The sequence below is a fragment of the Sorangium sp. So ce281 genome (genome assembly GCF_051527395.1).
Lineage (GTDB): Bacteria > Myxococcota_A > Polyangia > Polyangiales > Polyangiaceae > Sorangium > Sorangium cellulosum_B.
In genome coordinates this window covers 5,662,215-5,674,275 of the sequence record NZ_CP150322.1, presented here as the reverse complement: position 1 = coordinate 5,674,275, position 12,061 = coordinate 5,662,215, and the positions used below count along the sequence as shown (strand labels likewise).

At 73.0% G+C, this 12,061-nt stretch carries 10 protein-coding genes; 2 read left to right on the top strand and 8 right to left on the bottom strand.

What is annotated here, in order from left to right:
• Positions 1-51: 51 nt before the first annotated feature.
• Genes WMF27_RS21505 through gatC form a run of 3 tightly spaced genes read right to left on the bottom strand, consistent with a single transcriptional unit; the run spans position 52 to position 2,535 of the window.
• Entirely contained in the window at positions 52-648 is a 597-nt protein-coding gene (locus WMF27_RS21505) for a GNAT family N-acetyltransferase (RefSeq protein ID WP_437767018.1), read from the bottom strand.
• Between the two features lie 16 nt (positions 649-664).
• Positions 665-2,218 carry an Asp-tRNA(Asn)/Glu-tRNA(Gln) amidotransferase subunit GatA gene (gene gatA, locus WMF27_RS21500; protein ID WP_437767019.1) on the bottom strand — a complete coding sequence of 518 codons (1,554 nt, stop codon included), beginning with the start codon at positions 2,216-2,218 and terminating at the stop codon, positions 665-667.
• A gap of 5 nt (positions 2,219-2,223) precedes the next feature.
• Complete coding sequence (gatC, locus tag WMF27_RS21495) at positions 2,224-2,535, bottom strand: Asp-tRNA(Asn)/Glu-tRNA(Gln) amidotransferase subunit GatC (protein WP_437767020.1); 312 nt, start codon at positions 2,533-2,535, stop codon at positions 2,224-2,226.
• Positions 2,536-2,695: 160 nt separating this feature from the next.
• Here gatC and WMF27_RS21490 point away from each other — a divergent pair, with 160 nt between their 5' ends.
• Positions 2,696-5,503 carry a hypothetical protein gene (locus WMF27_RS21490; RefSeq protein WP_437767021.1) on the top strand — a complete coding sequence of 936 codons (2,808 nt, stop codon included), beginning with the start codon at positions 2,696-2,698 and terminating at the stop codon, positions 5,501-5,503.
• Between the two features lie 308 nt (positions 5,504-5,811).
• On the top strand, positions 5,812-8,118 hold the full coding sequence (locus WMF27_RS21485) for a PEGA domain-containing protein (protein WP_437767022.1): 2,307 nt from the start codon (positions 5,812-5,814) through the stop codon (positions 8,116-8,118).
• Between the two features lie 288 nt (positions 8,119-8,406).
• Here the strand turns inward: WMF27_RS21485 and WMF27_RS21480 are convergent, their stop codons facing one another.
• The 5 genes from WMF27_RS21480 to WMF27_RS21460 all read right to left on the bottom strand — a co-directional run bounded on the left by WMF27_RS21480 (position 8,407) and on the right by WMF27_RS21460 (position 12,052).
• A complete protein-coding gene (locus WMF27_RS21480) occupies positions 8,407-9,396 on the bottom strand; it encodes a hypothetical protein (protein ID WP_437767023.1) in 990 nt (329 codons plus the stop codon).
• Positions 9,393-9,890, bottom strand: coding sequence for a hypothetical protein (locus WMF27_RS21475; protein WP_437767024.1), 498 nt, complete (start codon positions 9,888-9,890; stop codon positions 9,393-9,395). Before WMF27_RS21475 ends, WMF27_RS21480 begins: the two co-directional genes overlap by 4 nt.
• A 60-nt stretch (positions 9,891-9,950) precedes the next feature.
• Positions 9,951-10,562, bottom strand: coding sequence for a type IV pilin protein (locus WMF27_RS21470; RefSeq protein WP_437767025.1), 612 nt, complete (start codon positions 10,560-10,562; stop codon positions 9,951-9,953).
• 78 nt (positions 10,563-10,640) lie between these two features.
• Positions 10,641-11,246 carry a type IV pilin protein gene (locus WMF27_RS21465; protein ID WP_437767026.1) on the bottom strand — a complete coding sequence of 202 codons (606 nt, stop codon included), beginning with the start codon at positions 11,244-11,246 and terminating at the stop codon, positions 10,641-10,643.
• Positions 11,247-11,395: 149 nt separating this feature from the next.
• Positions 11,396-12,052, bottom strand: a complete 657-nt coding sequence (locus WMF27_RS21460; RefSeq protein WP_437767027.1) for a type IV pilin protein — start codon at positions 12,050-12,052, stop codon at positions 11,396-11,398.
• Positions 12,053-12,061 lie beyond the last annotated feature (9 nt).

Below are 12,061 nucleotides of genomic sequence, written 5' to 3'. Positions count from 1 at the left end.
CCGGCGCGCGCAAGCGAAGCGCGACCCAGGTCGGGGCTCGCCTCGGCGCTGTCACAACACCCGGCGCAGGACCGGATACGGCTCGAACGTGTGCACCTCGGCGAATCCGTTCCTCGTGAACGCGGAGACCGGGCCGGTCCACAGCTCCTCGTCGCTCACCGGCTCCTTCGGGCGGCGGGGCAGGGCCTCGAGGGCGCGCGCGCCCCAGGAGGGCGCGAGCTCCACCGCGCCCGCGACGAGCGCGGTCGCGACGCCTCGCCGCCGGTGGCCCGGGTGCACGACGGCGCAGCCGATCAGGAAGACGCCGGCGCGATCGCCCGCGAAGCACGGCAGCCCGCGGTACAGGCGGCGCTCGTACGCCTTCGCCACGGCCGCCGCGGGCGCGACCTTGAGCCACCCGACGACGTGCGGCGCCTCCGGCGCGAGCGCCACGACGCCGCGCGCCTCGTCGCTGCCCGAGGCGAGCGCCTCGGCGAACTCCCGGCGGTTCTCGCCCTGGCCGTCCGAGCACCGCGCGAGCCACTCGTTGTTGGTGCCGCCGAAGTGGTAGTACCGGCAGTAGCAGGGCGTGCCGGCGGCCTCGAAGAGCGCCTCGAGCCCCGCGAGGTGCTCGGGGCCGGCCGCCGCCACGGTGATCGCGGAGCTCATCGGCGCGCTCCGCTCGTCACGCGATCGACACGCACGCGCGCAGCCCGCGCACCGGGGAGATCTGCTCCCACGCGTAGGCCGCCTGGCACAGCCGCGCCTCCTCCAGCGCAGGGCCGATGAGCTGCAGGCCGACCGGCAGCGGAGGCCCGCCGTCCTGCGCCTGTGCGGTCGCGCACGGGACGCTGATCGCAGGCAACCCGGCCATGCTGGCGGGCAGCGTGTAGACGTCGGCCAGGTACATCGACAGCGGATCGTCCACCCGCTCCCCCAGCCGGAACGCGACCGTCGGCGAGACCGGCGCCGCGATGAGGTCCACCTCGCGGAAGGCCTCGTCGAAATCGCGCCGGATCAGCGTCCTGACCTTCTGCGCGCGCAGGTAATACGCGTCGTAGTAGCCCGCGGACAGCACGTACGTGCCGAGCAGGATCCGGCGCTTCACCTCCCGGCCGAACCCCTCGCCGCGCGTCCGGCCGTAGAGGCCCTGGAGGTCCGCCTTCCCGCCGCGGTCGCCCTCCACGCGCAGCCCGAAGCGCACCCCGTCGAAGCGCGCCAGGTTGGACGACGCCTCGGCCGTCGCGACGATGTAGTAGGCCGCCACGGCGTACCGCGTGTGCGGCAGGTGCACGGGCTTGATCTCGCAGCCGAGCCCGCGAAGGCCCTCGATGGCCTCCCGCACCTTCGCCTCGACCCGCGCGTCGATGCCCTTCGCGAAGTACTCCTCGGGCACCCCGATGCGCAGCCCCGCGACGTCACGGCCGCACGCGGCCTCGTAGGCGCCCACGGGGGCGTCGAGGCTCGTCGCGTCGCGCGGATCGCGGCCCGAGATCGCCTCCAGCAGGCGCGCCGCGCCCTTCACGTCCTGCGCGAACGGCCCGATCTGGTCGAGGCTCGAGGCGAACGCGATGAGGCCGTAGCGGGAGACGCGGCCGTACGTCGGCTTGATGCCGACGACGCCGGTGAGGCTCGCCGGCTGGCGGATGGAGCCCCCCGTGTCCGACCCGAGCGAGCCGGGCGTCATCCCCGCCGCCACGGCGACCGCGCTGCCGCCGGACGAGCCGCCGGGGATGCGCGACGGGTCCCACGGGTTCTTCACCGGGCCGAAGGCGCTGTTCTCGTTCGACGAGCCCATCGCGAACTCGTCCATGTTGCACTTGCCCGGCAGGATCGCGCCGGCCTCGCGCAGGCGGGCGACGACCGTCGCGTCGAACTGCGGGCGGAACCCGCGCGCCGGGTCGGGCGCCGTGGGCGCGCCGCCGCCGCCCGCCGCCGCCCGCGTGAGGATCTTCGAGCCGGCGGTCGTCGGGGTACCCTCGGTGCAGAGCGCGTCCTTGAGGCCGATCGGCACGCCGGCGAGCGGGCCGAGCGCCTCGCCCCGCGCGCGCCGCGCGTCGAGCGCGCGCGCCGCCGCGACGGCCTGCTCCCCCTGCACGGTGAGGAAGGCGCCCAGCGCGCCGTCGCGCTGCTCGATGCGCGAGAGCGCGGCCCTGGCCACCTCCTCGGCGCTCACCTCGCCGCGCTGCACGAGCGCCGCGAGCTCCGGGATGGATCGATCGAGGATCGCTGTGTCCATCGGCGTCACCCCTCGTCCACGAACGCCGGAACGGCGAACCCGTCGTCCTCGACCCGCGGCGCCTCCCGCAGGGCCACCTCGCGCGGCAGGCTCGGCGCCTCCTCGTCGGCGCGGAGCGGCAGCCGCTCGATCTGCACGTGCGCCGTCGGCGGCACCGCCGAGACGTCGAGCTCCTCGAGCTGCCGGACGTAGCTGAGGATGTTGCCGAGATCACCGGCGAGGCGCTCGACTTCCTCGGCGGAGAGGTCGAGGTGAGCGAGGCGCGCTATCGTCAGCGCCTCGTCGCGGCGGAGAGGGGGCGAGTCAGCGTTCGACATGGGCGCGCCCGATGTAGCACCGCCGGTTCCGCGGACGCCAGCGCCGCGCGCCCCCGAACCTGGCCGCGGTACAAAAACGGTGATAACGGCTGCCGCGCGCACGTTCGGTCGTCCTCGACCGCCCGGGCAGGAGCCCCGCCCCTCCGCGCGTTGTTCGCGAATGCAGTCCCCGAAAACGCCCTTCCTGCGCCGCGAGCGCATCGGCATCCTCGTCCTCTGCGCGTCCGCGGCCGTGGCGATGTCGCCCGACGTCGGCGGAGGCGCTCGTGACCGCTCGACCGCGCTCGCCGTGGAGCTCGCGGAGCGGGGCATCGCCGCGGCGGCCGGCGAGGTGGTGTGGGTGGATCCGCCGCGCGGCGGCCTCCGCCCGTTCGGCGCCGGCGCGCGCGCGGTCGTGCGCGGCGCGCGCGGCGTGCGCGCCGGCGGCGAGCGCGGGGAGCCCACCGATCTGTACCTCGTCGACGCGAGGCTCTCGCCGGAGGGCGTCCTGCTCGACGTCTCCGCGATCCACAACCTCACCGAGACGAGCGGCGCGGACGAGTCGAAGCCCGTGCTCCGCGACGAGGCCCTCGCCTACGTTTCGCGCCCGCTGATCGAGGCCGCGTCGCCCACGGTGCACGTGCTCGATCTGGACGGGCAATCGCTCTCGGGCGGCGCGGAATGGTCCCTCGTCGAGCGGCTCCAGCACGCCGTCACGAGCTGGCAGGCGACAGGCCGGCTGCGCGGGATCGGCCGGCGGACCTTCGCGATCGACCTCGCCCGGAGCGAGAGCGGCGCCGAGGAGCCGCTCCCCGAGGAGCCGGGCGCCGAGGAGCCGCGGAGCGGCCACGCCCTGGACGCGGGCGACGTCACGGTCGCCCTGGAGGACGACAGCGCGGTCGTCGTCCGCGCGGGCGGCCGCGAGGCGCGCCTGCCGGTGCGCGGCGTGGACGACGCGGCGCTGCCCGCGTGGATCCGCGCCGAGGCGTCCGAGGTCGCGCGGCCGGGGAACCTCGTCACCTGGGCGGTCGACCGGGTGCGCCTCGTGATCGGCGACGCCGCGATGCAGACGGTCAAGGCCGTGGCGTTCACGGCGCTGGACTTCGTCCTCCGCAACAAGGAGGCGGTGACGGGCGACACCGGCGCGGAGGACATCGCCTCGGACCTCGGCCAGAGCGCGCTGGATCCGCCCGTCCGCCAGATCCCGATCGATCCCGAGATCGGGTGGCCGCCGGCGCCGCTCGAGCCCTGGGTGACGCCGCCGCTGCCGGGCGAGGGGCAGTGGAACTCCCAGGGCGGCGACGCCTTCGTGCGTCAGCTCGACGGGCTCCCGCCGGCGTTCATGACCACGTTCCTCCGGACGGACCGCTCGCGCAAGGCGACGCGCGTCTACATCGCGCTCTGGGACCCGCGTCAGGTGGAGCTCCACATGATGGCGGGCACGGTGGAGCCCAAGGGCGCGACGGGCGAGGCCGGGCCGGGGCTCATCCCGCGCACGCCCGAGGTCATGAAGCGCGTGGTCGCCGCGTCGAACGCCGGCTTCCAGGCGATGCACGGCGAGTTCGGCATGATGGCCGACGGGGTGATGTACCTGCCGCCGAAGCCCTACGCCGCGACGGTGGCCGTCCGGCGCGACGGCAGCACCGTCTTCGGGAGCTGGTCGGAGGACGAGGCCGTCCCCGAATGGATGCTCTCGTTCCGCCAGAACATGACGGTCATGGTCGAGGATGAGAAATGGAATCCCTTCGGCCGGACGTGGTGGGGAGGCACGCCGCCCGGGTGGGCCGACAAGACGCACACGGTCAGGACCGGCATCTGCCTGACCCGGGAGCGCTTCGTCGCCTATTTCTATGGCGCCGACGTGAGCCCGGAGGCCCTGGCCCAGGCGATGATCCAGGCCCGCTGCTCCTACGGGATCGCGCTCGACATGAACGCGGGCCACAGCGGGCTCGAGTTCTATCGTGTGGCGCCGAGCGGCGAGCTGCCGCCGCTGGGGCGCCCGCTCCAGGGGGAATGGGAGACCGAGGGCGATGTCTCGGGGCTCTCGGGCTACCGGTTCCGCGGCCGCCGGCTCATCCGCGGCATGGGCCTGATGAACTTCCCCCGTTATATCCGGCGGGAGGCGCGCGACTTCTTCTACATGACGCTGCGGCACCTGTTGCCGGGGCCGCCCCTCGCCCCACGCGCCGCGCCGGCCGTGGCGGGGGAGGGCGCCTGGCGCACCCAGGGGCTCCCGCAGCACGGCTTCCCCTATGCGCTCGCGATCACCGAGATCCGCCCCGATCCCGCGCGGCCCGATGTCCGGCTGCGGGTGCTCAAGGTGGACCCGCGGACCGTCACGGCCGCGCCGCTGGGCGAGCCCGGGGCGTCCCCGCCGGCCGGGACGGGAGCGACCGTGGCGGTCTTCAGCGACGGCGCCGCGGCGCCCGCCGCGGGGCAGGGCGAGGGGTCGAGCATCTGGCACTCGGCCGGGTCCTTCTCCGCCTCGCCGGCCTCCCCGGTGCGCGACGCGGTCCGGATCGCGACGGGGGCGCTCGGCAGCGCGAGGGCCGTGGCCGCGCTGGGCGTCAACGACGAGGATGGGATGCTGATCTACGTCGAGCGGGCCGCGGCCGGGCCGTCCAGCGCACCGGACGCCGCGCTGGCGCCGGACGCATCGGCGCCGCCCCCGGCGCTCGTCGACCCGCACCCGCGCGACGCCAAGCTGCTCCAGGATTTCCTGGCGGGGCTCGGCTGCTCCTCGCGGATCTACCTGCCTCGGCCGCTCTCGGTGGCCCTCGGCGGCGATACCGATCTCTCCGGCGCCGCCGTCCATCCGCCGTCAGGCCCGCGCGCCGTCCGGCTCACGCGCGCCGAGGCGCCTGGCGCTGGCCGGATGTTCGAATCCACACCGATCGTTCCGCACAGCGTCTGGTACCCGCTGCAGCAGAAGCGCGTTCGGTACTTCAAAAAGCCGAAGAAAGAGGAAACGGCAGACGGCGATCACTGAGCGTGGCGGCGCCTTGGCCCTTCCCTGACGTGCAGTAGGCGCTTGTGCGCTGGCGGCCCGACGGACTAATACACGTCGGCCGGTGCATCGATTGCGATCCTTCGGAGCTTGCGACATCTCGGCGCGGATCAGCGTGGGCTCGCCGGGCGGGGTCGCGCGCGCGATGTGCGGGTGGTGGAGCGCGCGCAGCGTCGCATTGCGGAGCGCCGCGGACGTCGCGCGCCGCATCGCCGGCGCCGGCGGTAGAGCGCTGGATCCGCGCGAGATCGCGGCGCGCGCGGCGCCTCGCTGCCGCCGAGATCCCCCCGATGGCGCTCGCGAAGTCACCGGACCAGCGGTACGCTGCAGCGGATCAGGGGATTCTAGCGCGCTCCGAGCTTCCCCGCGACGAGCGCTCGTGCATCGAGCTCACGCTCGTCGCGCGGACCCTGCGCGATCGTTTCCGTTTCCGGGACGCCGCGGCGAACGGCGCCGCATATCCTGAGGAGTTCTCGAACATGGCGGACAACAAGGGCGGCAGCGATCTGGACGTATTCGAGGGGCTCGCGAAGAAGAAGTCGCCCGCCACGAGCACCGCCCTCGTACCTCCCTCGCCGCCTGCGCGGTCGCGCACCCTCGTCGGCGCGGCGGTGCCGCCGCCGCCGAACCATGCGGCGACGCTCCCCAGCGGCGTGCCGTCTCCGCTTCCGCCGCCCGTGGCGCAGAAGGGGGCCGGCCCGTCGTCGCTCCCGCCGCCCGTGCCGTCGAAGGCGACGAGCCCGGGGTCGCTTCCGCCGCCCGTGCCGCCGAGGGGGACCGGTCCGGCGTCGCTCCCGCCGCCGTCGCTCCCGCCGCCGTCGCTCCCGCCGCCGGCCGTGACGCAGAAGGGGACCGGTCCGGCGTCGCTTCCGCCGCCCCTGTCGGCGAAGGGGACGAGCCCGGGGTCGCTTCCGCCGCCGATGCCTCCTTCGGTCAAGGCGGGCTCTCTGCCGCCCGTGGTGCCGCCTCGGTCGCGCCAGCCGTCGCTGCCCGCGATCAGCGCCCCGGCCCTGCCGTCGAAGAGCCCGCTGCCGCCGGTGCCGGTCGGCGGGGCCTCGGGCTCGCTGCCTCCTGTGGTTCCCCCGCCGGTGCGCCTGCCGTCGGTGAAGCCGCCGCAGAAGGCGGGTGACGACGCGAAGGCTCGCTCGGCCAAGGGCACCGCGGTCGACATGAACTGGGACGACGACGAGGAGTCGACCCACGTCTACGACAAGCAGGGGAACGACTACAATCCAGGGCGCTCGAGCGCGCTGCCGGCGGCGGGCTCGCCGGCGATCCCGAAGGCGGCCGCGGCGCTGGTCGCGAGCTCTGGCGGCGCGGCGTCGGCCTCGCGGGGGCGCACCCCCGTCCCGGCGCCGCCGCCGATCCCGAGCGCCCCGCCCGCGCCGGCGATGCCGCCGGATCTCGGGCTCCGCGCGCCGTTGCGCAAGGACGAGCCGACGGAGATCCGCCCGCGCCACGTGGTGCAGCAGGGCGCCGGCAAGGCGGGCGTGCTCCTCGGCGGGCTCGCGCTGGTCGCCGTGCTCATCCTGGCGGTGGTCATGCTGGTGCCGAAGAAGGGCGCGCTCACGATCGACCTGAAGACCCCGAGCGGCGGCGCCGTCGACCGGGCCGAGGTCTTCCTCGACGGCCAGAAGCGCTGCGACACCGTGCCTTGCGTCGTGCGCGATCTCGATCCCGGCTCGAAGGTGGTCAAGATCCTCGCCCCCGACTTCCCGCCGCGCGACGCCGTCGAGATCGTCGAGGGCGGCAAGGAGAAGGTCGTCGTGATCACGCTCGACGCGGCCGGCGCCGAGCGGTCTTCCACCGGCGCGTCGACCACGACCGGCGTGAAGGCGTCGGGCGCGCCCGGCGTGAAGGTCTTCATCGACGGCGAGGAGAAGGGCGCGCTCCCCGTCGAGATCAGCGTGCCGCCGGGAGAGCACAAGATCCGCTTCGACGGCGGCGAGCGCTTCGAGCCCCTGGAGCAGACGGTGGAGGTCGGCCAGGGCCAGATGAAGGACCTCGGCGCGGTCGCGCTCAAGGTGCTGAAGGGGCAGGTGACGCTGGAGCTCGCCACGTCGGGCGCCTCGGTCAAGCTGGTGAGCGCCAAGGGCACGGAGAAGAAGCTGCCCGATTCGGCCTGGAAGAAGCCGCCGGTCAAGGTGGATGTCACCGCGTCCGAGCGCTGGAAGATCGTGGCGACGAAGAGGGGGTACCAGGACTTCTCTCAGGCGATCTCGTTCGAGGACGGGCAGGCCGAGAAGACGATCCGGATCGCGCTCGACGAGGCGCGCAAGTCCGAGCCGGCCGCCGCCGCGCCAGCGCCCGCGCCTGCTCCGGCCGCACCGAGGTCGGAGCCCGTGGCCGCCGCGCCGAAGGCGGAAGCGCCGGAGCCTGCGGCTGCTGCTGGCGGTGCGACGCTGAACATCAACTCGATCCCGGTCTCGAAGGTGGTGCTCGACGGGCGGCCGCTGGGGAGCACGCCCAAGGTGGGCGTCAGTGTCTCCGCGGGGTCGCACACGGTGATGTTCATCCATCCGGAGCTCGGGAAGAAGTCGGTCACCGTCACAGTGAAGGCAGGCGAGACCAAGACCGCGGCCATCAAGTTCGAGTGAACATCCAGCCGCCAGGGGCGCCTGGAGAGCCGCCAGGGACGTCTGGAGAGCCGCCAGGGGCGCCTGGAGAGCCGCCAGGGGCGCCTGGAGAGCCGCCAGGGGCGCCTGGAGAGCCGCCAGGGGCGCCTGGAGAGCCGCCAGGGGCGCCTGGAGAGCCGCCAGAGACCCCCGGACTCGCTGCCAGCGAGTCCAGGGGCTGCGGGCTCTTGCGGTTCACTCGGCCCGCTCCGGGGACGCCCGGGCGTCGTGCCGGCGTCCGGCGCGCGCCGCTTCAGCGCCCGAGGCAGCTCACCGCTCGCCCTCGACCCGCTCCGCCCAGGCCCGCCAGGTGGTCGCGCAGCGCGGCTCGTCCGCGTGCGCGCCGCCGGCGCAGTACGCCGGGTCGCGCGGGGGGCCCAGCACGAGGATCGCGGTGTTGCTGACGAAGGGCAGATCGTGCCGCCAGAGATCGCGGAACCCGTCGAGGCGCCGGCGGTATTTCTCTGCGTCGCGCGCGTCGAGGAGCTTGTCGAGCTGCGCGCGGATCTTCTGCTTGAGCTCCTCGTCGTCGGTGACGGCGAGCGTGCGCTGGAGGAACCGGATCTGCGCCTCTCGCTCGCCGGCGCGCCCCAGGATGCCCGCGCCGCCGAGCGCCTGCCAGCTGATGTTCGCGTCGCCGCCGCCGAGCTCCGCGGCGCGCGCGAGCATCCGGGCCCCATCGAGGCGCCACTGCGCCTTCTCCTCGGGATCGGTCAGGTACGTGGCCGGCGCGATGAAGGCGACGAACTGGCCGAGCGCGAGCCAGATCTCGCCGTCGAGGGGGCGGTTCTGGACGCCGCGCTCCATGATCTCGCGCGCCTTGACGACCTCGTGGCGCGGCGTCGTGCTCATCTGGAACGTGATGAGCGCGTCCGCGAACAGGTAGGGGTCGCGGAAGGTCGGATCGAGCGCGTTGATGGCGTCGAGCAGCAGGGTGAGGTTCTCGAACCGGCGCCGCTCCATGGTGTGCAGGCCCTGCGAGACGAGCACGTGCGACCAGAGCAGATCGGCCAGCGCGGAGCGGTAGCCGAGCGACAGCGTGAGCACCTCGTCCGGGGGCGGCAGCACGTACACGTCGGAGGTCTCGGCGACCCGCCGCTCCAGGTCCGCGGCCGGCGCGCGCACGCTCCCGATGGCGATGGCGGCGGCGGCGGAGAGCGCGACGGCGACGAGCGCCTCGCGCGCGCCAGTGAGGCGGGCGACGAGCGAGCGGGCTGCCGGAGGAGGCCCCGCCCCGGGCGCGGGAGGGTCCCCCATCATTCCACCTCGCGGTCCACGAACATGCCCGGCAGCACGCGGGCCGGCTCCCCGGGGATCCGCTCGCCGCGCACCTCGAACGTGGACAGCACGCCGTCGCCGTCGAGGTCGCCGTGGGCGGTCGCGATGAAGCGCATGGCCTTCGACGCGTCGGCCTCGCTCGTGAACTGGAAGGAGAACGCGTGGGGCCCCTCGAAGCGGAAATCGAGCGACCGCCAGGTGAGGTGCTCCCACGACTCCGGCGGATCGACCGCGCGCACGCCGCGCGGCACCTGGGCCGGCGTCAGCGGGGCGGACGGGGGGAAACTGATCTCCTGCGGCCGCGACTCGGCGTATACGACCGCGCTCGTCACCAGCCGGTCGAGCCCCTCGATGGGCTCGCTCAGCTTGGACGCGCTGAGATTTCGGAAGAACGCGGGGACGGCGACGGCGAGGACGCTGCCGCCGACCGCGAAGGCCGCGCTGAGCTCCAGCGCGCTCCAGGAGCGCCAGGTCATGGGCTCCTCTCTACCTCACCCCTCCACGATCGAACAAGCGCGAGGGAGGCACGGTTCGCATCAGTCGGCGTCGATGTTCGTGTAGATCGCGGTGCTGGTCACGATCTCGCCGTCGCGCACCTCGCCGATGCGGGTGATCGTGTACCTCTGACCGTCGCCCCTCAGGTCGCCGACCGCGCCCACCTCGAACCCCTGCCCTGCGGGGAGGGGCGCGCCAGGCAGGCCCTGGCTGACGTAGCTCCCGCCGACCTGGTACGAGTACTGGAAGTAGATGGGCTGGCTGATCGAGAAGCCGAGGCACTGCCAGCCCTCGAGCGTCGAGCCCGAGTTGAAGTCGAGGCCTGGCGCATCGTTCGGCTGGTACTTCTTCCCCTCGACGGAGGCGAAGAGGAGCGGGACCGGCGTCGCCGAGGCGCAGAGGAGGTGGGTGTTCGCCGCGAGGACGCCCGCGCCGGACAGGATCTCCGAGATGTCGCGCTCGCGCTCGTACTGGGTGATAGCGGTGCGGGTGATGGCGCCGACGGTCTGCTTTGCTTCAGCCGTCTTCGCCGTGACGAGGTAGTTGCGGACGCCGACGATCGCCAGTACGGCGAGCACGCCGGCGATCGCGATCACGATCATGACCTCGATGAGGGTGAAGCCTCGTCCACGGACCGATGTCGTGCTCGACATAACACGCCCTTTCCGTTCGCAGACGACGCCCATGAAGCAGGGCTGCTCGGCTCATGCGAGCCGAGCAGCCAGAGAACCTCACTCGAACTCGTTCGAGATGTAGACCTGGGTGGCCAGCGCCAGCTCTCCGCTGGTGATGGTGCCGCCGCGCGCGAAGCCGCTGAGCACGGTGTCGCCGTCGATATCGCCCACGGCGCTCGCATCGAAGCCGTTGGGACCGACTGCGGGTGAGCCCGGGACGTCGGGATCGTTCTCGCCGCGGTGGTAGTCGTACTGGTAGTAGATCGGCTGCGACATCGAGAACTTGAGGCACTGCCAGCCTGCGGTCGGCGTGCCGCTGTCGGCGCCGGTGGCGAAGTCACCCGCCGGATCCGGCTGGTACTTCCTGCCTTGAGGGACGGTATCCGGAATCTGGACCGCGTCATCGCAGAGGTCGTGGCTCGCGGCGTCCGAGGTACCACCGCCGGCCAGGATCTGCGAGGCGGCGGTCTCCCGCTCGTACGCGGCGGCGGCGGCGCGGGAGATCGCGCCCACGGTGTTCTTGGCCTCCGACGTCTTCGCGCTCGCGAGGTACCGGCGCACGCCGTAGATTGCCAGCGCGGCGAGGACGCCGATGATGGCAACGACGATCATGAGCTCGACGAGCGTGAAGCCTCTCCTGTCATATCGCTTGATTGCACGCATGAGTGTCGATCCTCCGTGATGCTTTCTTTAATTGGATGCTTTGCCGAGACTGACCATGATGTCGCCTGGTGCGGGCTCGGCTGGCCCGCAGCGCGAAAACCTCTCCCACGGACAGGCGCTCTCCGCGCCGCGCCGGGGCGAACACTCCTCTACTCCGCGTCGTTCTCCCAGTAGATCTCGGCCATCGTGGATGCCGTCAAGAGCAATGCCAGCGTTCCATCCTCGTCCCTATCGCCGGCCGCCTGGACGACATACCAGGGCCCGTTGGGCAGATAGTTCGGATTCCCCAGCGGGTTCCCGGGGATTCCCGCCCAGGTGAAGCCCGCGTTCGGCGTCACCGTGAAGGCGTTGCCGACGCCGGCCTTCGTCGCGTACCCGAAGCGGACCGCGCCGTCCGTCGAGACGTTGAGCAGACGCCAGTTGGCCTGGCCGTCACCCGCGCCGCCCCACCCGCGCTTCCGATCGTTGAGAGTCCCCGCAGGATACCATGATTCGAGCGTGGTCGAGACGTCGAGGTACACGAGCATCTCGGCCTTGTAGGACTCCTGCGCACCGCGGATGCCCTGAATGACCGCCTTCGGCTCGGCGATGCCCGCCGCGTTCATGTATCTGCGGTATCCGACCATGGCGAGCGCCGCGAGGACACCCACCATCGCGACGACGACGAGGAGCTCGACGAGCGTGAACGCTCGCCTCGCTGCGCTTCGCTGTCGCCGCCTGCTCCGCATGCGCCCTGACGCTCCAGCAGGTGACGTGCCAAGGAGCGCGCGGCGCGGCGTCGTCTTCGAGTTGCGCGAGAAGCTCATGAGTTGCCT